We start from the raw sequence: 19,700 nt of genomic DNA, 5'->3' as shown, positions 1-19,700 counted from the left end.
CTGTTGAGTTCTCAAGGAACGGACGCTTCCTTCGGCCCCGTCTCCGGGCCCTCCGGGCGCTTCCCTTCGGTGTTTCCAACCCTACCAGACGCTTTCCGGGCCGCTTTCCCGCCCGTATTTCGATTCCGGTCCCCGTTGGAGAGGGTTTCCGCTTGCGCCTTCCGGCGCGGCCCCTACGTTAGCGGATTCCCCGGCCGACTCATAATCGAGCCTTTCGGTATCGAATTCCGGCATGACCGAAAAGCCCCATCCGGGGTTTTCGTCGTAGTGGTGGTGCCGCTGACAGGCTTCTGCGGGTCCGGCTGTGGGCCGTCCCGCCACCCTGCCCGTCTCAAGCGGCTCGGGCTACGTTAGGCGCTCCCGTCCTCGGCGTCAAGCGCCGGTCTTGCGGCGGGCGCGGTTCCGGGGTGCGTGGGCGCGGTAGCGGCTCACGGTGGGGTCCCCTTTGATCCAGAAGCGCCAGGGATGGTCCGCGCCGTCTCCTCCCACCCCGGTCCGCGGGCCGCTGTGGATCCGTTCCCCCGAAGGGGGATCTCCGGCCAGGACGGAGAGGGGGACGTCCGGGCCGGCGCAGACGTCGGTTCCGTCCAGGGAGCGGTCTATGCCGAGGGCCGTCGCCAGGCGGGCCGGTCCCTGCGCGAGTTCGGTGTGCTTGCGCGCCGTCCGGCGGCGTTCGCCGGCCCATTCCGCGCCGGTCAGGATCTCGCCGGCGCGGAGGAGGACACCGCTCGCCTTCACTCCCTGGGATCTTGAGGACCTGGTGGACCTGGCCGAGGCGACCGGCGTCACGCTGGCCGCCGCACAGGCTCAGGGAGTGCTCGACCTGTCCACCCCGTCCGGCCGGCTCGCTGCTCGCATCGGCGCTGTGGTGGCTCGCAACGAGACCGAGATGCGAGTAGAGCGTCAGGTGCTCGGACACCAGCGCCGTAGAGAGTCGGGGAGGCCCTTCTGGAGTACACGCCCGTTCGGCTTCGAGCGTGACGGCAGGCATCGTGAGGCAGAGGCGGAAGCCCTACGGCAGGCGTACCGGGATGTCCTGACGGGTGTCTCCCTTTGGTCCATCGCGAAGGACTGGAACGCCCGTGAACTGCTCTCACCGCACGGCAAGGAGTGGCGCAGCTCGAACCTTCGGGGTGTCCTCTTGAAGCCGCGGAACGCGGGCATCCAGACGTACTCGCAGTGGGTCGAGAAGCCGGACGGGAAGCGCGTGCGGCTGACCGAGGAGACCGGCGCGGGCAACTGGGAGGCGATCGTCTCGGAGGGTATGTTCCGGGCCCTGGTCCGCTACCTGAGCGACCCCGAGCGCAACACGGGCGGCGGCGGCAAGCGCAAGGCCCTGTTGTCCGGCGTGGTCCGCTGCTCGAAGTGTCAGGCCGTCGCCACTCAGGGGTGGAGCAAGAAGAACGCGGCAGGCGAGCGGTACCGCATCTACACCTGTTCAGGTGGCCGATGCATCACCTGCCCGGCAGACGCTCTTGACTCCTTCGTGGTCCGGAAGGTCATCGACAAGGCCGAGGAGTGGAACGCGGCACCGGCCACGGATGCCGCAGACGAGGAGCGAGAGGCCGAACTGCTGGCCGAGGAGACTGCCGCATCCGAGAGGCGCACCGCCCTGGCGGAGATGTTCGCTGTAGGGGACATCGACGCGTCGACCCTGCGGACGGGCATCGGCAGGTGTGACGCCGACCTGACCAAGATCCGGGCCGAGCTTGCAGACCTGGTAGCAAATCGGGTGCGCGTTGACCTGGGCGACATCGAGTACCTGTGGGAGGAGCTGGACTACGAGGACCCCGACCGGATCGACTACGTGCGGACCGTCGTCATGCAGGTCTGCGAGCGAGTCGAGCTGATGCCGCGCGGTCGAGGGGTCCGAGCGTTCAAGGCCGAGCACTGCCGGATCACGTTCCGGAACCCCTGAGATCCCAGCACGGAGAGTCGAGCCAACCATCGGCGCTCAGTGAGCACGGGCCCTGTCTGACGAGTGTCGGGCGGGGCCCTTCCTCATGCCCGACGAGGAAGAACCGGGCATCCCTCAGAGCCTCTGTGCGCCCCTCTCGCTCTCCAGTTCATGCAACAACGTGCATGAGTCACGTCCGTGCATGGACGGCCACGAGCGGCCCCCGTACGGTCGTCTCAGACGGCCCGACCGGGCCGCCAGGTCAAGGGGGTTCCGCATGGCACGCGAAGAACTGACTCGGCTCACCGGCAACGGCAACGGCACGTGTGGAGAGGACGACTGCCCGAACGTCTACCGCACCGCTTCCGGCTCCATCGTGGTTCAGGGTGACGTGTCCGACGCCTTCACTCCCCCGCAGGGGGAAGGGCTCGTGGAGATCCCCGAGAGCGTTCTTCGGGAGGCCGTTCGTGCTCTTGGATGGTGACGAGTGGCGGGCGATGCTCCGGGGCTTCCAGTCGGAAGCGTGGAGGCTGGAGACCCTGCCCCAGTACCTCGTCCCGCAGGAGGCGGAAGAACTCGAAGCCTTCCGGGCAGGCAAGCGCGTCGACCCGCACGACTACTCGTCCGCGTACACGGAAGACCTGAAGCGTCTACGCGGCGAGGGGAAGAGCAAGGGGCGAGTGCACGTCCTGACTCGACCGCTCTCCGAGTACCTGCGCTTCGAGTTCTCCCGGTACTACTCCCCGCACATACTCGCCGGGGAGGACATCCGCATCCTTGACGTGACCGAGCGAGAGAACCCGTTGCCGGATGTCGAGGACTTCTGGATGTTCGACCGATCGACGGTCGTCCTGATGCATTACGAGGTCGACGGCACGCAGATCAGCCGAGAGCTGTACGACGGTGACCCTGCGCCGTTCATCGAGTGGCAGCGCATCGCCGTTGCCGAGTCGGTTCCCTTCCTGGAGTACGTGAACGGGTGACGTTCGAAGCTGAGCAGCTTGGCGAGTCTGGTACCGAACTCGCCTCTCTCCTTCGGGACTTGCGCAAGCGTGCCGGCCTCTCAGGGGACCGGCTCGCAGCGCGCTGCAACATGTCCCAGTCGAAGGTGTCTCGCATCGAGAACGGCCGGACACGGCCGTCCCTGGTCGATGTCGAGCAGATCTTGCGAGCGCTGGACGCTCCGCCGGAACTGGTCGCCGAGGTCTCCGCCCTCGCCAGGATGGCGAACACCGAGTGGCGGAACCTTCGAGAACTTCGGCGCAAGGGGCTCGGTACGAGACAGGCCGAGCTGAAGTCGCTCGAAGCGTCCTCTACGCACATGCGCTACTTCCTGCTCTCGATGGTTACCGGGCTGCTCGCAACACCGGAGTACGTACGGGCGAGTCTGGCCCACTCGACGGCCGACACGAGCAAGGCCGTAGCGGGGAAGCTGGGACGGCAAGCCGTCCTCTACGACGCCTCGAAGCGGTTCACGTTCGTTCTGACCGAGCAGGCGGTTCGCTGGCCGGTCGTCTCTCCACTGGCACTGGCCGAGCAGATGGACCGACTGGCGTCCCTGTCCTACCTCCCGAACGTTCGGATCGGGGTGATCCCCGTAGGGGCACCGACGCCCCGAACCCCGCTGAGTACGTTCACCATCTACGACGCCGCGTTGGTCACCATCGAGACGACGGCGGGAAGTCTCGTACTCCGCGACGGCCGAGATGTTCAGGCATACCTGAAGGAGTTCGCCGGGTACGAGGAACACGCCCTCTTCGGCGAAGACCTTCGGGCACGGCTCGCCGAGTGGTCCGCCGCTTGCCGTGCATGACTTCAGTCGACTACGCGACTGAAGCGCCCTCCCGTGTGCACCCCGGGGGATCATCCTTCGGCAGGCGAACAGTCGGGAGGTCGCAGGGATGAGCACACCCAAGACGACGATGGCAGGGCCGGTGAACCTGACCCTTCCGGAGGGAGACCCGAACCCCGTCGCGGGCTGTCGGCAGTGCCTCGGCGTCGCCGTGACCCGAGCCAACGCCCGATCGCTCGGCGACTACTCGAAGGCGACGGACGCGAACGTCGTGCTCCGCACGCACCTCCGGGAAGACCACGGGGCCGAGTGATGGTGCGCTCTGTCCTGCGGTACGTGAGGCACAGAATCACGCAGCACCCGGACACTGACGTGACCTTCGAAGCGGAGTGCCTTCACTGCAAGTGGACAGCCACGCCCTCGACGGACGGCGCGGCGGTCGACGTGGAGTGCATGAGCCACACAGGCCGGAGCGGGCACAAGGGCTTCCGGCGTGTCTGTACGTCGTTCGCGATGGTGGTCCGGGACGAGTGACTGACAGACCCCCGGCGTGCTGAGGGGACGGCGAGCACCACGACCCGAGGTGCGCCGGAAGGGGGGCGGTTCGAGCGACGCGCCCCCCTGTGCCTGCCTCTGTCGACTTCCCCCGTGGTCGACAGGGGCAGGCATCGTTGCGCCTGTCAGAGCGTCAAACGCCCGTGCATGACAACGGCCCCCGGCGTGGAACCGAGAGCCTGTCTGCGGTTGCGTGCGCCAGTCTCAGGCGGTCTCGCCGAGGTGGCGGTAAAGGGTGGCTCGGGAGATCCCGAGAGCCTTGGCGATGGCGCTCACGCTCTCGCCCCTCGCCTTCCTGGCACGGGCCACGGTCAGTACGTCCTCATCGACCACAGACGGCCGTCCGCCGGTACGCCCCTGCGCCTTGGCTGCGTCCAGTCCTGCGCGGGTGCGCTCCTTGATGAGGCTGCGCTCAAACTCCGCCATGGCTCCGACCACCTGAAGCATGAGACGGCCGTCGGCCGTACCAGGGTCGATGTTGGCCAGTGCCCCCGTGAGCACCTTGAACCCGATGCCTCGCTCTCGAAGGGTGTCGACCATGGTCACAAGGTCGATGAGGGAACGGGCGAACCGGTCGAGCTTCCACACGCACAAGGTGTCTCCGGGTCTGGCGTAGTCCAGTGCGGCCGTGAGCTCTGGCCGGTTGGTGTTCTTCCCACTGGCCTTGTCCTCGAAGATGCGGGCGCAGCCTGCGGCCGTCAGTGCGTCGCGCTGCAACTGCGCTTCCTGGTCATCGGTGGAGACGCGGGCGTAACCGATGAGCTGACCAGTGATCGTGTTCGTCGTCATGACCGGGACCGTCTCAGAACCCGTCTCAATACATCAAGTCTGAGACGGAAGTTTCGAGACGGGTTTTGAACAGGGCTGCGCCCCCTTCTGGGGCGCCTGTCGCCTCGTCTCACAAACCTTGATTTTCGAGACGCCCGTTACTGATCACGCTGCGCCACGGTCGGAGCGGGCGAGACGGAGACGAGCATCGGCCCGGCTGCCTTGCTCCATGTCCCGCCGCCCTGCGACAGGACCGACTGTCCCTCGGTGCGCAGACCGTTGACCACGGGTGCGAGGAAGGTTTCCTGCCAGTGCTGCGTGGCTTCGGCAGTCATGCCGCTTGCCTCGACAACGGCCCTGACTCGCGCTTCCAGTACCGCTGCGCCCTCTTGTATGTCGACTCCGGTCCACGCGTCCGCGTGCTCGCCTGCCAGCGCCCAAGACATCTTGATCATGGCTGCATCGTAGGAGCGGCGGGCGGAGCGGCCGAGAGCCAGAGGGGTGGGGTATGACCCCTTGAAGGGGCCTCGACCCACCGCCGGGTCTTACCGGCTCAAATCCTGCCACGGTTTCAGGGCCTTTCAGGCCGGCCGGTACTCCAGCCGACTGCGGCGTAGTGCCTGGTCACAGGCTTACCCGGCCTCGTTGGCGGCGGCGCAGGAGTGCACAAAATGAAGTCTTGATGGCGCTCTTTGAAAACGGCCAGGTGGTGCTCACGTCTGCCCCAGACGTGCTCAGTGGATGTCCCCGCCTGTGCTTCAGCCGAGGGAGGGGTTCGGTGCGTTCGACGCCGCAGTTACCCTCACCGTGATCAACACAAGAAGGTCGAAGGAGGTGCGCGTATGGATCTCGCCGGGAAGACGGTGGTGGTTACCGGGGCCGGGCGTGGGTTCGGGAGGGCGTTTGCGTTGCACGCGGGCCGGATGGGTGCGCGCGTGTTCGTGTCCGCTCGCACTCTGGCTGCCGCTCAAAAGGTGGCCGACGAGGTGGCGGCCGACAGCAGTGCGCGAGTGGATGCGTTCGCCTGTGATCTGGCTGACCCAGCCACCGTACGGGGCTTCGCGGAGAGGGTCGCCACTCACGCCGACCAGGTAGATGTGCTGATCAACAATGGCGCCCGGTACCTGGAAGGCCCTGACCTGTGGGACGCCGACGATGAAGCGATCAACGACACCGTCGCTTCCGGAGCCACCGGCACCCTGCTGACGGTCAAGCACTTCCTGCCCTTGCTGCGCACTTCTGAAGGTGCAGATGTGGTCAACCTGGTCTCCTCAGCCGCGGAAGCCCAGAACCACCGATCTCAGGCGCATCCTGCGTTCTACGCAGCCAAGGCCGCCCAGGCCGGCTTCGCTGACGTCCTCTCTCATCGGCTCCGCCCCGAGGGCATCCGAGTCATCTCGCTCTACCCGCCGGATTTCACGGACGGCGACCCGCTCCACTCCACCTGGGACCATGCCTCCCGGACCGCAGAGGACCCGCTGACCGCCCAATCCGTCCTCGACTGCGTCCTTTTCGCGATCGGCCAACCGCGAGACTGCTTCATCCGCTCCTTTCACTTCGAGCAGCTGTAGACCCCGGCACACACTCACGTCACCACGGCGGACTCTCACCCCTTGTATGTATGGCAAGCGCCTGAGGTCTTACGTCCTTGCCTGTGGGGCGCGGTAGCGCCCCCTTGGGTTTGCTCCTGTCGGCCCCTGCGGGGCCGCTCCGTCGTAAATCTTCGAACTGTGGCGGCCATCCGGCCGTCCCTGCCGATTACTCCTTTGCCGCTGCCTCTCACGCAAGGGGGGCGCTGCCGCGCCCCCACTTTTGTTCGCCGCTGAGCCAAGGGGCTTCGCCCTGTCGGCCCCGAAGGGGGTCGCCCTACCGTTGACCGCTTCGGCTGTGGCGGCCTTCCGGCCGCCCCTTCGGCTGGCTGCTGTACGTATGGCTTTCAGTGCACTCAAGAGAGATCAAGAAGGGGCGGCACATCTTCCCTGGTCAACGCCCTGCGCTTACAGGTGCCGCGTGTCGTTCGCCCTCTGATCGGCACGCGTTGCGTGTCAGTGCCCCGAGTGACCGACAGCCTCCACCTGTGGGCTACGGCGTAAACCGCTTCACCGGGCGTATGCCGTGCTCGTCGCAGGTCTTGTCCCCGATGCCCTTCTGGAAGTGGTGCATGGGCAGAACGAGGCACCGGCGGTTGGACCCGACTTCGATGAAGCCCCACCCCTTGGCTTTGCGCACGTGGTTGTTCACGGCGTTGTTGCTCGGCACCCTTTCGTCCCTGTCGGCGAGGATCTTGTTCAGCTCCCCTGGTGGGAACTCGGCGTGGCCGATCTGGTTCGCCCATCCCATGGCCGCGTACTCGACGCGGTGGGCGTAGTCGAAGCGCGGGTCTCTCGCTCGCCGCTTGTACTCCTCCTGAGACACGGCGGCGAAGTCGCCCTCGAACTGGAATGGGATACGTCCCACTGTGGCAGTCCCTTCCTGTGTGGCGCAGAGTGCGCCATTGACCCCCGCCGGACGGCGGGACATGTGCCTCCCTTTCGTTGCGGGGGTGGACCGTGCACGGATGGCACGGTCTCTCTTCACAGGTGGGCGCCCAAACCTTCGGGCCTGGACTCGGTCTCGTGCAGTCGGGAGCGACGGCGGCGACCTGGCCGAGGGATCGTACACGAAGGAGGGAGGACGACCCCGTTCAGGGAGCCCTCCCGTGTGGTGCTGCTCTGTTCGGCCATCCGCTGATGTGCCCGGCCCTCCCCCACCCGTCCGGCCCGAGTCGGCGCCCGTCGGCAGTCGCTCACCCGGCCAGGAACGCGTCACGTGCCACGCTCGCGAGCGATCACCCGTCTTCTGACCCAGCTCCGCACCGACTTACCGGCGAGCCGTGAGCGAGGCGCACAGCGGCTCAGGCTCCGGCGGGCGGCTTGGCTCTCGGGCTCAGTCGGTACGCCGAGACCGTTGGATCACCGGCGAGGTAGAACCGGTGTTGCCAGTCGTGGGCCTTGCTCACGCCTACCCGAGGACCAACCTGGATGAGCGCGGCAGGTACCGGCTCACCCTCGGACAACACGACCGAGGTACCTGTCAGGAGGTCTGCGCCGTTGTGCTCCGCCGTGATGCCGAGTGCCTGGCAGAAGTTCCCCGGACCTCGGGCAAGCCGTGGACTCTCGACCCTCTTCCCTCGTCGCTTGCGTGCCAGGTCTTCCCCCTCGATGACCCTGCCTGCCCGGATGAGGACAGCCGAGGCGATGCCGTCCGTCCCGGTGACGACATTGGCGCACCAGTGAAGACCGTGGGAACGGTAGACGTACAGGTGTCCTGCGGGTCCGAACATGACGGCGTTGCGGGGTGTCCGGCCCCGGTAGGCGTGGGAGGCTGGATCAGCCGTACCGGAGTACGCCTCTGTCTCCGTGATGGCAATGCTCACGGTCCCCTCGGGGGTCTTGCAGGTGAGGACACTCCCGAGCAGCTTGGGAGCGACCTCTTCGGCAGGGTGGGCGAGGAGGTCAACGTTCATGCTGATCGCCTTGACATGCCGTAGATGAAGTAGACATACGCGTGGCCCGGGGGGCCGAACATTGACGCATTGCGCTCCGTGCGCCCCCGGTAGGCGTGGGAGCCCGGGTCGGACTCGCCGTCGTAGGCCTCTACCTTCGTCAGGCGGAGCTCCACCGGACCCCCGGGCGTGTTGCGGACCAGGACGCGCCCGAGGAGATCGGGGGCGACCTCCAGCACGGGGCGGTCGAAGAAGTCGCGCGTCAGGGGTGTGCGGTCGAGCCGGGCGGGCGGCTCGGGGGTTCCTCCCCGGTGGTGGTCGAGCATGCCGACCGAGCGTAATGCACCGGGCGGTGCCGGGCGGGCGGGTGCGATACGGGAGCATGGGGGCAGCGGAGCGCGTCCGGCCGGCGGGGCTCCGGTGCGGGTGCGGTGCGGGACCGGGCGGGAACCGCCGGTGCGCTGTTCCGCGTATGTAGGGATCGACGGTTCGAGCGAGTCCGGACAGGGCTCGCCCAGGGGAGGAAGAGGCGGACATGGCCTTCAAGAAGCTGCTCGCGAGCTTGGGTGCCGGCGGAGCGTCGGTGGAGACGGTGCTCACGGAGCAGAACGTGGTGCCGGGCGGGATCGTCCAGGGCGAGGTCCGTATCCAGGGCGGCTCGGTGGCCCAGCAGATCGAAGGGTTGTCGGTGGGCCTGCAGGCGCGGGTCGAGGTGGAGAGCGGCGACCAGGAGTACAAGCAGGACATCGCGTTCCACAAGCAGCGGCTCGGCGGTGCCTTCGAGGTGCAGGCGGGCGCCGTGCACTCGGTCCCGTTCGCTCTGGACGTCCCGTGGGAGACGCCCGTCACGATGTTCATGGGGCGGCACCTGACGGGGATGGACGTGGGGGTGACGACGGAGCTGGAGATCGCGCGGGCCGTGGACTCCGGTGACCTCGACCCCGTCAACGTCCACCCGCTGCCCGCCCAGCAGGCCATCCTGGACGCCTTCGGTTCGCTCGGCTTCCGTTTCAAGAGCGCCGACCTGGAGCGGGGGCACATCCGGGGGACGCGGCAGCGGCTGCCGTTCTACCAGGAGATCGAGTTCTTCGCGCCGCAGCAGTACCGGGGGCTGAACCAGGTCGAGTTGACGTTCGTCGCGGACAGCGGCGAGATGGACGTCATCCTGGAGATGGACAAGCGGCCGGGGCTCTTCACCGAGGGGACCGACTCCTACCGGGCGTTCACCGTGGGGCTGAACTCCTACCAGCAGACGGACTGGGCGGCCTACCTCAACGCGTGGCTGGCGGAGGTCGGCGGGAAGCGCAATTGGTTCTAGGCTCGGAGGTGACGTGATCACCGATCCGGAGGTTTCGACGTGACCGACTCCAAGAGGCCACCACTCCCCCACGACTTCCTGCCGCCGGTGCCGTCGTTCACCGTGGTGAGCGACGACGTGGCGCCCGGAGCCGAGCTCGGCCGGGACCAGACACTCGAGGGCGGCAGCGTCTCGCCGCAGCTGCGGTGGTCCGGTTTTCCCCCGGAGACCAAGAGCTTCGCGGTGACCTGCTACGACCCGGATGCGCCGACGGGCAGCGGCTTCTGGCACTGGTCGCTCTTCGACATCCCGGCGACGGTCACCGAGCTGCCGCGCGGCGCGGGCGGCGGTGCGTTCACCGGGCTCCCGGAGGGGGCCGTGCACGTGCGGAACGACTACGGCGAGCGGGAGTTCGGCGGTGCGGCCCCGCCGCCCGGCGACCCGGCGCACCGCTACGTCTTCACGGTGTACGCCGTGGACACCGAGAAGCTGGGGCCGGACGCGGACGCCACGCCGGCCGTGGTGGGCTTCAACCTGCGGTTCCACACGCTCGCGCGGGCGCACATCGTGAGTGAGTACGCCGTTCCGGCGCCGCTCTGACGCCGCCGCCCTGCCGCCCCGTCCACCGTTTGGTGGGCGGGGCGGAGTGCTGTCCGCAGGGGGGCGCCGGGCGCCGCTCCGCCGGCCCGTCAGTGCCGGCCGTTCACTCCGGTGCCGTGCGCCGTTTCCCGTATCCGTGCGGGAAATTGCGTTGTCGCGGCGGGTGGGCCCGGTCAGAGTTGATCCCGGTCCGCCGCCACGGGCGGGGCATGAGCGGAAGGTGGGCGGGATGCGCGAGACGCTGGTGCTCAACGCGAGCTTCGAGCCGCTGTCGACGGTGTCGCTGCGGCGTGCGGTGGTGCTGGTACTGCAGGACAAGGCGGTCGTCGAACAGGCCCACCCCGGTCTCCGCGTCCGTGCCGCGGCCGTCGAGGTACCGGTGCCGCAGGTGATCAGGCTCTGCCGGTACGTCCGGGTGCCGTTCCGACAACGGGCGCCCTGGTCCCGGCGGGGTGTGCTCGTACGGGACCGGCACCGGTGCGCGTACTGCGGGCGGCGGGCGACGACCGTGGACCATGTGGTGCCGCGGTCCCGCGGGGGCGGTGACACCTGGCTGAACACGGTCGCGGCCTGCGCCGAGGACAATCACCGCAAGGCGAACCGGACTCCGGAGCAGGCGGGGATGCGGCTGCTCAGCAGGCCGTTCGAGCCGACACCGGCGGACGCGCTGCTGCTGGCGGTCGGCGGGCGCGGCGAGGGCCGGGACGCCCTTCCGGAGTGGCTGCCGCAGCCTGCCTGAGCCGGGCCGCCGGGCGTCGCTGAGCATCCGTCGGGCCGCTGCCCGGCGGATGCTCAGCGGAGCAGCAGGAGGACGATGGCGGCGGTTCCCACGGCCACGATGACGCCGCGGAGGACGGCCGGCGGCAGACGGCGCCCGACCTTGGCGCCGATCTGTCCGCCGAGCGCGGAGCCGGCGGCGATGAGCAGGACCGCCGGCCAGTCGAAATCCGCGACGAAGAGGAACACGAGGGCGGCGACGCCGTTGACGACGACCGCGAGGGCGTTCTTGACGGCGTTGATCCGCTGGAGGTCCTCGCTGAGCAGCAGTCCCATCAGCGACAGGTAGATGACGCCCTGGGCGGCGCCGAAGTAGCCGCCGTACACGCTCGACAGCAGGATGCCGAGGGGCAGCAGCGGGCCGCCGTCCCGGTGGGCGCCGCTTCCCGTCCGCTCGCGCCGGCGCTGGATCGCTCGCCCGAGCCGCGGCTGCAGGACGACCAGGACGAGGGCCAGGGCGATGAGGACGGGCACGATCGCGTCGAAGGCCCGGGAAGGCAGGGAGAGCAGCAGCAGGGCTCCGGTGAGGCCGCCGGTGAACGCCGCGGCGCCGAGACGGACGATCCGCCGCCCCTGCCCGGCGAGTTCGCGGCGGTAGCCGATGGCGCCGCTGACGGACCCGGGGACGAGACCCAGGTTGTTGGAGACGTTGGCGGTGATCGGCGGCAGGCCCGTGGCGAGCAGCACCGGGAAGGTGATGAGCGTGCCGGAGCCGACGATGGTGTTGATCGTCCCGGCGCCGATGCCTGCGGCGAGGACCGCGACCGCTTCCCAGATACCCACGCCGTGCCTCTCCGTGATCGGTGCCTGCTGCACCGATCATGCCGGAGCGGCCGCCGGATCAGTCGAGCGGGGGCTGCTCGCGGCGCGGAGCGGGCGGGACGGCGGTCTCCCGCGGGGCGCCGTTGCCGGCTGCCGGGGCCGCCGGGGCGCCGCCGAAGTTGCCGAGGGCCCCGCCGAGGCCCTTGAGCGCCTCACCGATCTCACTCGGGACGATCCAGAGCTTGTTGGCGTCGCCCTCGGCGATCTTCGGCAGCATCTGGAGGTACTGGTAGGAGAGGAGCTTCTGGTCGGCGTCGCCGGCGTGGATGGACTCGAAGACGGTGCGGATGGCCTGGGCCTCGCCCTCGGCCTTGAGGGCGGCGGCCTTGGCCTCGCCCTCGGCGCGGAGGATGGCGGACTGCTTCTCGCCCTCGGCGCGGAGGATCTCGGACTGCCGGACGCCCTCGGCCTGAAGGATCGCGGCGCGCTTGTCGCGATCGGCGCGCATCTGCTTCTCCATCGAGTCCTGGATGGAGGTGGGCGGTTCGATGGCCTTCAGCTCGACGCGGTTGACGCGGATGCCCCACTTGCCGGTGGCCTCGTCGAGGACGCCGCGGAGCGCCGCGTTGATCTCCTCGCGGGAGGTGAGGGTGCGCTCCAGGTCCATGCCGCCGATGATGTTGCGGAGGGTGGTGACGGTGAGCTGCTCGATCGCCTGGATGTAGCTGGCGACCTCGTAGGTCGCGGCACGGGCGTCGGTGACCTGGTAGTAGATGACGGTGTCGATGTTGACGACCAGGTTGTCCTGGGTGATCACCGGCTGCGGCGGGAACGGCACGACCTGTTCGCGGAGGTCGATGCGGTTGCGGATCGAGTCGATGAACGGGACGACGATGTTGAGCCCGGCGTTGAGGGTGCGGGTGTAGCGGCCGAAGCGCTCCACGATGGCGGCGCTGGCCTGCGGGATGACCTGCACCGTCTTCATGAGGGCGATGAAGACGAGCACCACCAGGATGATCAGGACGATGATGATCGGTTCCATGGATGCTCTCCGTACCCCTTCGGTCGCTTGATCATCAGTCTGTCAGAGAACAGGCTGTCCCGGGGGGCCTTCGGCCACACACGGCCGTGCTGTGTCCCCGAAGTACGCCGGAGCGCGTCAGATGACGACGGCCGTCGCGCCGTCGATCTCCACGACGTCCACCTGCTGTCCCTTTTCGTAGACCTGGCCGGCGTCGAGCGTGCGCGCGGACCAGACCTCGCCCGCGAGCTTGATGCGTCCGCCCTGGCTGTCGACCCTTTCCAGCACAAGTGCTTGACGGCCTGTCAGAGCGTCGACTCCGGTGGCCGCCAGAGGCGTCCGGGCCCGGCTGCGGGCCGCGAGGGGGCGCACGACCGCTGTCAGCGCGACCGAGACGATGACGAAGACGAGGACCTGCGCCACGATGCCGCCCCCGAAGAATGCCTGGGTGACAGCCGCGGCGACGGCCCCGACGGAGAACATCCCGAATTCGGGCATCGCCGTCATGACGAGAGGAATACCCAACCCTACGGCGGCGATCAGCCACCACACCCATGGTTCCACGCACTCATGGTAGGCGCGGTGGTGCGCCCGGGGGAATGGCCCCGGTCAACTATCGGGCCAACTGTCAGCTGAGCGGCAGCCCTTGGGCGGTCCAGCGGTCACCGTTGCGCTCGACGACCAGCGGCAGCCCGAAGCAGCGCGAGAGGTTGCGGGAGGTCAGTTCGTGCTCGATGGGGCCGGCCGCGAGGACCTTGCCCTGACGGATCATCAGGACGTGGGTGAAACCGGGGGCGATCTCCTCGACGTGGTGGGTCACCATCACCATGGAGGGGGCGTACGGGTCGCGGGCGAGCCGGCCGAGACGGCGGACGAGGTCCTCGCGGCCGCCGAGGTCCAGGCCGGCCGCGGGCTCGTCCAGGAGCAGCAGTTCGGGGTCCGTCATCATGGCGCGGGCGATGAGGGTCCGCTTGCGCTCTCCCTCGGAGAGGGTGCCGAACTTGCGGTCGAGGTAGTCCGTCATGCCGAGGCGGTCGAGGAACGCGCGGGCGCGCTCCTCGTCGATCCGCTCATAGCTCTCCTGCCAGTGGGCGGTCATGCCGTAGGCGGCGGTGAGCACCGTCTGGAGAACCGTCTGGCCGGGCGGCAGCTTGTCGGCCAGGGCGATGCCCGCGATACCGATCCGGGGGCGCAGCTCGAAGACGTCGACGCTCCCGAGCTTCTCGCCGAGGATCTGGACGGTGCCGCTCGTCGGGAACAGATAGCTGGAGGCGATGTTGAGCAGTGTGGTCTTGCCGGCGCCGTTGGGGCCGAGGATCACCCAGCGCTCACCCTCGGCGACCGACCAGGAGACCTGGTCCACCAGAGCCCGCCCCTCGCGGACCACTGATACGTCCACCAGCTCCAGTACATCGCTCATGAGCGCGTCGTCTCCCCTTGCAGTGTCGGATCGCCGTGTCGGAACGTCTCGTGCGCCGATGGGCGCAGCCGCTCTCAGCAAACCTACGCCACGCGATGTCGGCACCTGTCCTTAGGCTGGTCGCATGCTCACGGAACCTCGATCGGGGCGGCTGGCCGCCTGGGGAAATGCCCTTCTTGCCGGATTGGTCTCGCCGGATGACGCGGTGCAGCGGATCGTCGGCGACGACGCGCTGCACCGGGTGGACGGACTGCCGGGCGAGTCCGGGCCGGTGGGGCTCTCGCTCGCGCTGGGCCGGCTGCGCGGCCTCGGCGCCTCCGGCTTCCGGGTGGCGCTGCCCGTGCCGGGGCATCCGCTGGGGCTGAGCGGGCCGCCGGAGTTCAACACGCGGGCGCTGGCCCGCGAGGAGGCGGTGCTGGTGCCGGGGGCCGCGCTGGGGCTGGTCCCGGACGTCTCCGAGGCCGGACCGGAGGGCGATGTGCACGTCGAGGTGGTGTGGCACTGCCTGCCGGTGCGGGAGGCGCCGCCGGCGGACGTCCCGTCGCTCGGCGAGGCGGAGCGGGAGCTGGCGGAGGCGCTGCGGGACGCGACGGAGCTGCTGTCCCGGCTGGACCTGGCCGGAGCCGGTCCCGCGGCGCAGGCGGCGCTGGAGGCCTACCGGGCGCGGGCCGAGCGGGACCGGGAGGTGCTCGCCCCGGGGTATCCGCCGCGCGCGGCGCGGGTGCTGGAGCTGGCGCAGCGGGTGGGCGCCCTGGTGGCGATCGCCCGTGCCCCGGGGGCGGCCGGCGGGCGCGGGGGGTCCGCGGGCGCGGAGCACGGGGCCGCGGTGAGCGCTTCCCAGATGGCGGTGCGGGAGGAGGCGCTCCGGCCGGTGGAGCGTACGGCCCGGCGGGCGCAGGTCGCGGCGTACAACGCCTGTGTGGAGGAGCGCGAGCGGGGCTGAGGGGGGCGTCACCGCGCACCGGGCGCCCGGGGGTGTGGCCGGCGACACGGCGGGGCGCGGCGGCCGGGGGGCACGGAGCCGAGGCGGGGCGGCAGGGCGGGCAGGGCCGTCGCCGGTGCGGCGTTCCGGCGGTGGGCGGTGGGCGGTGGGAAAGGCTCCGCGGACCATCGTGGGGTCCGCGGAGCCCGGAGCCGCCCAGCGGTGGCGCGTGGTGACGGTCGTGGCGCTTGCCCGGGTGACCGTCGGGGGTGGCCGTCGTGGGTGGCGTGCCCGGCGCCGGGGCCGGGTGCCGTCAGGCGCCGAACGCGTCGTACGACAGGAGACGGGTCTCCTCGCCGCCGTCGGAGCCGATCCCGCTGTCCAGGCCGATGCCCTCGTCGTCACCGCGGAGACGGGCGGGGCCGGCGCCGGCGCCGAGGCCGCTCTCGTCGCCCCGGAGCAGAGCGGGCCCGGCCTCCGCGTCGAGACCGTTCTCGTCGCCCCTGAGTCCGGCGAGATCGTTGCCGAGCTCGGCGCCGCCCCCGGACCGGGGCGTGGCGGCGAGGGGGGTGGCGGCGGCCCCGCCGGGGATCGCGCTGTCACCGGCCGCGCCGCAGCCGTTGCCGGCCGCGGGGTTGAAGAGGCCGGCGACGTTGGCGGTCGTGCCGCAGACGTTGACCGGCACGTTCACCGGGGCCTGGACGAGGTTGCCGGAGCCGATGCCCCACGAGCCCGTCGCCTCGCCGTTCGCCCCGGAGTCGGCGAACGCGGATCCCGGGGCGGCGCCGATCGCGGCGCCCGCGGCGGCGATGACGAGAGCGGCCTTCTTGGCAGTCTTCATGAAGAGCTTCCTTCTCCTGATGGCATTCGGGCCCCTGAGCACGGGGCCACCCGAATGAACGCGGGGTGTCGCCCGTATGGCACGGATCGCGGGCCGGATGCCTCCGAACGGAGCAACGCGCCGCCCGCGCGTCGACGCCCCGGTGCCGCCGCGGCAGCGGCCGGCGCGCCGGGGTCAGGCCGTGAGGCCGTGGCGCACGGCCCAGAGCGCGGCCTGCGTGCGGTCCGACACGTCGAGCTTCATCAGGATGTTGGAGACGTGCGTCTTGACCGTCTTCTCGGAGAGCACCAGCGCGCGGGCGATCTCCCGGTTGGACCGGCCGTCGGCGAGCAGCCCCAGCACGTCCCGCTCCCGGTCGGTGAGCGTGCCGGCGCGGCCCTGGCCGGCCCGGTCGCCCTCCTGGGCGAGCAGGGCCCCGGCCACCTCGGACTGCAGGACCGTGTGCCCGGCGTGCACGGAGCGGATGGCGCAGGCGAGCGCTTCGGGGTCGACGTCCTTGTAGACGTAGCCGGAGGCGCCGGCCCGCAGGGCCGGGACGACGGTGCGCTGCTCGGTGAAGCTGGTGACGACGAGGACCCGGGCCGGGTTCCCCCGTTCACGGAGCGTGCGCAGGGCCTCGATGCCGTCGGTGCCGGGCATCTTGACGTCCATGAGCACGACGTCGGGGCGGAGCTCCTCGGCGCGGGCGACGCCCTCGGCGCCGTCGGACGCCTCGCCGACGACCTCGATGTCCTCCTGGACCTCCAGGAAGGTCCGCAGGCCGCGCCGCACGACCTGGTGGTCGTCGACCAGCAGGACGCGGACGGTGGTTCTCTCAGCCACCGGGGACCTCCATCTCGATCACGGTGCCCTTGCCGGGAGCCGATTCCACGGTCAGGCCGCCGCCCACGCCGTTCGCCCGGTCCCGCATGGAGACCAGGCCCAGATGGCGTCCGGCGCGGCGCACGGCGGTGGGGTCGAAGCCCGTGCCGTCGTCGGCCACGCGCAGCACGGCGCCCTGGCCCCGCCGGTGGAGACCGATGTCGACGCGGGCCGGATCGGCGTGCCGGAGCGCGTTGTGCAGGGCTTCCTGCGCCACCCGGAGGACGGCTTCCTCCTGGGCCGCGGGCAGGGCCCGCACGCCCGAGGAGCGGAAGGTGACGCGGGCGCCGTGGGCGCGGTCGAGGACCCGGGCCTGGGCGCGGAGGGTGGCGACGAGACCGTCCTCGTCGAGGGCCGCGGGCCGCAGTTCGACGACGGCCGCGCGGAGTTCCTCGGCGGCCTCGGCGGCCAGGTCCGCGACCTGCTGGAGCTCGTCCCGCGCGCGGCCGGGATCGCGGTGGAGGAGGGTCGCGGCGGCCTGCGCGGTGAGGCGCAGCGAGAACAGCTTCTGCGAGACGGCGTCGTGCAGTTCGTGGGCGAGCCGGGCCCGCTCACCGGCGATGGTCAGTTCGCGGCTGCGCTCGTAGAGGCGGGCGTTGGTGAGGGCTATGGCCGCGTGCTGGGCGAGGATCGAGAGCAGGGCTTCGTCCTCGGCGGTGAAGCCGCAGGCACGCTCCGTGCGCGGCAGCGGGCAGCGCTTGTTGGCCAGGAAGATCGCGCCGAGGACCTCGTCGCCGTCGGCCACCGGGAGACCGAGGAAGTCGGACATGTCGGGGTGGGCGTCCGGCCAGCCCTCGAAGCGGGGGTCGGCGCGGACGTCGGCGAGCCGCTGCGGGGTGGCGTCCCGGAGCATCGCGGCGAGGATGCCGTGCTGGCGGGGCAGCGGGCCGATGGCCTTCCACTGCGCGTCGCTGACCCCGGCGACGACGAACTGGGCGAAGCCTCCGTGGTCGTCCGGGACGCCGAGGGCCGCGTACTCGGCGTCGAGGAGGTCCCGGGCGGACACGACGATCGTCTTGAGGACGTCGCGCACTTCGAGGTGGCGGCTCATGGCGAGCAGGGCCTCGCTCACCGCGGCGAGTCCCGACGGGGGGACGGGGCCGGTGGTCATGGCCACACCGTAACCGGCGGGGGCCGGGTCCGTATCCGGCCGCGGACGGCTCCGGCCCGGGACTTCGGGACCAGGACTCCCGTACGGCCCCGCGCGGGCCGCGCGCCGGATCGCGGCCCCCGGGGCGGGGAGGGCGGCCGGGGGGCGGGGAGGGCCCGGCCCCGGGCCGTTCCCGGTTGTGGACGGTTGCGGGGGCCGCGGGGCCGCCGGGCGGGCACCGCGGCCGCACCGCCGGGCCCGGGGCGGCACCGCCGGGCCCGGGGCGGCACCGCCGGGCCCGGGGCGGCACCGCCGGGCCCGGGGCGGCCGCCGCGTACCCGCGGGGCCGGGGCCCGGGAGCCCCTGGTGAGGTGACCCTCCGGAGGGGCCCCCTCACGCGGAGTGGGACGTGAGCGGGCCCGTTGTGAAGCGGGGCATAGGGCCCAGGTCACGTACGACGGAGCTTAGGAGTTGCCGCGCCGGGGCCGATGGGCGTCCAGGCCTCCCCTGCCGGGCCACGGGGCCCGTTTCATCACGATAAGCCGTAGTAGATCACACCTTTGCCACGCCCGATTTGCGCCGCTAAGAATGGTTTACGTCGCAAGGCACCGCGGATCGAAGCGGTGCATTCCGCCGGAACGGCGCGTGGCTCTCATCCCTGAGAGAGCGTCTCGCAGCGCCGCTTCCGACCAGCCCGCTCAGGCGGCCCAGCGATTGGATTGGTCCTTCACCATGCGCGTCCCCACCTTCTCCGGTAACAGCACCCGACTCGCCAAGCCCCACAAGATCTCGGCAGCCGGCCTGGCCGCGGTGAGCGTCGCCTCCCTGGCCTTCGCGGCCGCCCCCGGCTCCGCCTCCGGTGCCGACAAGGCCGAGACCGCGCGGAACCTGCCGGCGGCGTACACCGCCCCGGCGAGCACCGGCCAGGACGAGCCGAAGACCGGTTCGCTGTTCGCCGCCGACGAGGCCGAGGACACCGCCGGCGTCAAGAACGCTCTCCTGAAGCCCGTGGAGCCCGCGGCCGACAAGGGCGACTCCAAGAAGGACGCCCCCAAGACCGAGGCCGTCAAGAACGCCGAGGCCGAGGCCAAGGCCAAGGCCGAGCGCGCCGCCGAGCAGGCCGCCAGCCGCTCGACCGAGCGTGTGGCCGCCAAGCCGGCCGCCCCGGCTCCGGTCACGTACCCGGACAACCTCGACGGCTGGATCCGCGAGGCCATGTCCATCATGAAGAAGCACGGCATACCCGGTAGCTACGAGGGCATCCACCGCAACATCATGCGGGAGTCCAGTGGTAACCCGCAGGCCATCAACACCTGGGACATCAACGCCAAGAACGGCATCCCGTCCAAGGGCCTGCTGCAGGTGATCCAGCCCACCTTCGACGCCTACCACGTCGAGGGCACGGCGAACGACCTGTACGACCCGGTGGCCAACATCGTCGCGGCCTGTAACTACGCCGCCGACAAGTACGGCTCCATGGACAACGTCGACTCGGCCTACTGACCGGCACCGCGCAGGTCACCGGCGGGCCGTGACGGCCCAGGGCGGCGGGGCCCCCCCGGGGGGGGCGCCGCCCCGGGGGGGGCGCGGTCACGGGGGGGCGTTGCGGGCCC

Annotated in this window: 24 protein-coding genes and 1 pseudogene; 12 read left to right on the top strand and 13 right to left on the bottom strand. The window is 70.4% G+C overall.

What is annotated here, in order from left to right; genetic code table 11:
• Positions 1-372 precede the first annotated feature (372 nt).
• Positions 373-735 (bottom strand): annotated as a pseudogene (locus KBZ10_RS20065) (DNA-3-methyladenine glycosylase); the annotation flags it as partial.
• On the opposite strand from KBZ10_RS20065, the gene KBZ10_RS20060 reads away from it, so the two are divergent.
• From KBZ10_RS20060 to KBZ10_RS20035, 6 genes are all read left to right on the top strand, one after another.
• Positions 647-1,918, top strand: coding sequence for a recombinase family protein (locus tag KBZ10_RS20060; RefSeq protein WP_374223379.1), 1,272 nt, complete (start codon positions 647-649; stop codon positions 1,916-1,918). The pseudogene KBZ10_RS20065 and the gene KBZ10_RS20060 overlap by 89 nt on opposite strands.
• A gap of 256 nt (positions 1,919-2,174) precedes the next feature.
• Positions 2,175-2,381, top strand: coding sequence for a hypothetical protein (locus tag KBZ10_RS20055; protein ID WP_210989046.1), 207 nt, complete (start codon positions 2,175-2,177; stop codon positions 2,379-2,381).
• Positions 2,365-2,880 (top strand): DUF6879 family protein, encoded by a 516-nt coding sequence (locus KBZ10_RS20050; protein ID WP_210989045.1) that lies wholly within the window; start codon positions 2,365-2,367, stop codon positions 2,878-2,880. Before KBZ10_RS20055 ends, KBZ10_RS20050 begins: the two co-directional genes overlap by 17 nt.
• Positions 2,877-3,710 (top strand): helix-turn-helix transcriptional regulator, encoded by an 834-nt coding sequence (locus tag KBZ10_RS20045; protein WP_210989044.1) that lies wholly within the window; start codon positions 2,877-2,879, stop codon positions 3,708-3,710. Before KBZ10_RS20050 ends, KBZ10_RS20045 begins: the two co-directional genes overlap by 4 nt.
• 88 nt (positions 3,711-3,798) lie before the next feature.
• Entirely contained in the window at positions 3,799-4,002 is a 204-nt protein-coding gene (locus tag KBZ10_RS20040; protein WP_247702657.1) for a hypothetical protein, read from the top strand.
• 59 nt (positions 4,003-4,061) lie between these two features.
• Positions 4,062-4,223, top strand: coding sequence for a hypothetical protein (locus KBZ10_RS20035; RefSeq protein WP_247702656.1), 162 nt, complete (start codon positions 4,062-4,064; stop codon positions 4,221-4,223).
• Positions 4,224-4,448: 225 nt separating this feature from the next.
• Here KBZ10_RS20035 and KBZ10_RS20030 read toward each other — a convergent pair whose 3' ends face one another.
• Together KBZ10_RS20030 and KBZ10_RS20025 are read right to left on the bottom strand one after the other, a co-directional pair.
• A complete protein-coding gene (locus KBZ10_RS20030) occupies positions 4,449-5,033 on the bottom strand; it encodes a recombinase family protein (RefSeq protein WP_210989042.1) in 585 nt (194 codons plus the stop codon).
• A gap of 137 nt (positions 5,034-5,170) precedes the next feature.
• The gene (locus tag KBZ10_RS20025; RefSeq protein ID WP_210989041.1) at positions 5,171-5,467 is read right to left on the bottom strand and encodes a hypothetical protein; all 297 of its coding nucleotides are present in this window, start codon (positions 5,465-5,467) and stop codon (positions 5,171-5,173) included.
• Positions 5,468-5,854: 387 nt separating this feature from the next.
• Between KBZ10_RS20025 and KBZ10_RS20020 the strand changes: the two genes are divergently transcribed.
• Positions 5,855-6,583 (top strand): SDR family oxidoreductase, encoded by a 729-nt coding sequence (locus tag KBZ10_RS20020; RefSeq protein WP_210989040.1) that lies wholly within the window; start codon positions 5,855-5,857, stop codon positions 6,581-6,583.
• A 511-nt stretch (positions 6,584-7,094) separates the two neighbouring features.
• Here the strand turns inward: KBZ10_RS20020 and KBZ10_RS20015 are convergent.
• The 3 genes from KBZ10_RS20015 to KBZ10_RS20005 all read right to left on the bottom strand — a co-directional run bounded on the left by KBZ10_RS20015 (position 7,095) and on the right by KBZ10_RS20005 (position 8,822).
• Positions 7,095-7,469, bottom strand: coding sequence for a hypothetical protein (locus KBZ10_RS20015; protein ID WP_210989039.1), 375 nt, complete (start codon positions 7,467-7,469; stop codon positions 7,095-7,097).
• Between the two features lie 436 nt (positions 7,470-7,905).
• The gene (locus tag KBZ10_RS20010; RefSeq protein WP_210989038.1) at positions 7,906-8,517 is read right to left on the bottom strand and encodes a DNA-3-methyladenine glycosylase; all 612 of its coding nucleotides are present in this window, start codon (positions 8,515-8,517) and stop codon (positions 7,906-7,908) included.
• Positions 8,514-8,822: a DNA-3-methyladenine glycosylase gene (locus KBZ10_RS20005; protein WP_210989037.1), complete on the bottom strand. Its 309-nt coding sequence runs from the start codon at positions 8,820-8,822 to the stop codon at positions 8,514-8,516. The genes KBZ10_RS20010 and KBZ10_RS20005 overlap by 4 nt, the downstream gene beginning before the upstream one ends.
• A gap of 209 nt (positions 8,823-9,031) precedes the next feature.
• On the opposite strand from KBZ10_RS20005, the gene KBZ10_RS20000 reads away from it, so the two are divergent.
• The 3 genes from KBZ10_RS20000 to KBZ10_RS19990 all read left to right on the top strand — a co-directional run bounded on the left by KBZ10_RS20000 (position 9,032) and on the right by KBZ10_RS19990 (position 11,132).
• Positions 9,032-9,814 carry a sporulation protein gene (locus KBZ10_RS20000; RefSeq protein ID WP_210989036.1) on the top strand — a complete coding sequence of 261 codons (783 nt, stop codon included), beginning with the start codon at positions 9,032-9,034 and terminating at the stop codon, positions 9,812-9,814.
• A 39-nt stretch (positions 9,815-9,853) separates the two neighbouring features.
• Positions 9,854-10,393 carry a YbhB/YbcL family Raf kinase inhibitor-like protein gene (locus tag KBZ10_RS19995; protein ID WP_210989035.1) on the top strand — a complete coding sequence of 180 codons (540 nt, stop codon included), beginning with the start codon at positions 9,854-9,856 and terminating at the stop codon, positions 10,391-10,393.
• Positions 10,394-10,622: 229 nt separating this feature from the next.
• Positions 10,623-11,132, top strand: coding sequence for an HNH endonuclease (locus KBZ10_RS19990; RefSeq protein WP_210989034.1), 510 nt, complete (start codon positions 10,623-10,625; stop codon positions 11,130-11,132).
• A 53-nt stretch (positions 11,133-11,185) separates the two neighbouring features.
• On the opposite strand, the gene KBZ10_RS19985 is transcribed toward KBZ10_RS19990, so the two are convergent.
• From KBZ10_RS19985 to KBZ10_RS19970, 4 genes are all read right to left on the bottom strand, one after another.
• Positions 11,186-11,953, bottom strand: coding sequence for a sulfite exporter TauE/SafE family protein (locus KBZ10_RS19985; protein ID WP_210989033.1), 768 nt, complete (start codon positions 11,951-11,953; stop codon positions 11,186-11,188).
• 58 nt (positions 11,954-12,011) lie between these two features.
• The gene (locus KBZ10_RS19980; RefSeq protein WP_210989032.1) at positions 12,012-12,974 is read right to left on the bottom strand and encodes an SPFH domain-containing protein; all 963 of its coding nucleotides are present in this window, start codon (positions 12,972-12,974) and stop codon (positions 12,012-12,014) included.
• A 117-nt stretch (positions 12,975-13,091) separates the two neighbouring features.
• On the bottom strand, positions 13,092-13,517 hold the full coding sequence (locus KBZ10_RS19975; protein ID WP_307847522.1) for an NfeD family protein: 426 nt from the start codon (positions 13,515-13,517) through the stop codon (positions 13,092-13,094).
• Between the two features lie 64 nt (positions 13,518-13,581).
• Positions 13,582-14,373 carry an ABC transporter ATP-binding protein gene (locus KBZ10_RS19970; RefSeq protein ID WP_210989030.1) on the bottom strand — a complete coding sequence of 264 codons (792 nt, stop codon included), beginning with the start codon at positions 14,371-14,373 and terminating at the stop codon, positions 13,582-13,584.
• Between the two features lie 124 nt (positions 14,374-14,497).
• On the opposite strand from KBZ10_RS19970, the gene KBZ10_RS19965 reads away from it, so the two are divergent.
• Positions 14,498-15,316, top strand: a complete 819-nt coding sequence (locus KBZ10_RS19965; protein ID WP_210989029.1) for a hypothetical protein — start codon at positions 14,498-14,500, stop codon at positions 15,314-15,316.
• Positions 15,317-15,608: 292 nt separating this feature from the next.
• Here KBZ10_RS19965 and KBZ10_RS19960 read toward each other — a convergent pair whose 3' ends face one another.
• From KBZ10_RS19960 to KBZ10_RS19950, 3 genes are all read right to left on the bottom strand, one after another.
• Positions 15,609-16,136, bottom strand: a complete 528-nt coding sequence (locus KBZ10_RS19960) for a chaplin (RefSeq protein WP_210989028.1) — start codon at positions 16,134-16,136, stop codon at positions 15,609-15,611.
• 174 nt (positions 16,137-16,310) lie between these two features.
• The gene (locus KBZ10_RS19955) at positions 16,311-16,958 is read right to left on the bottom strand and encodes a response regulator transcription factor (protein WP_210989027.1); all 648 of its coding nucleotides are present in this window, start codon (positions 16,956-16,958) and stop codon (positions 16,311-16,313) included.
• Entirely contained in the window at positions 16,951-18,108 is a 1,158-nt protein-coding gene (locus KBZ10_RS19950; RefSeq protein WP_210989026.1) for a GAF domain-containing sensor histidine kinase, read from the bottom strand. The genes KBZ10_RS19955 and KBZ10_RS19950 overlap by 8 nt, the downstream gene beginning before the upstream one ends.
• A 711-nt stretch (positions 18,109-18,819) precedes the next feature.
• Here KBZ10_RS19950 and KBZ10_RS19945 point away from each other — a divergent pair.
• Positions 18,820-19,590 carry a transglycosylase SLT domain-containing protein gene (locus tag KBZ10_RS19945; protein ID WP_210989025.1) on the top strand — a complete coding sequence of 257 codons (771 nt, stop codon included), beginning with the start codon at positions 18,820-18,822 and terminating at the stop codon, positions 19,588-19,590.
• Positions 19,591-19,700: the final 110 nt, after the last annotated feature.

Origin of the sequence: Streptomyces sp. F63 (assembly GCF_018070345.1) — a bacterium.
Lineage (GTDB): Bacteria > Actinomycetota > Actinomycetes > Streptomycetales > Streptomycetaceae > Streptomyces.
Note: the sequence above shows the minus strand (reverse complement) of the source record. Positions and strands in the feature narration are given on the sequence as shown.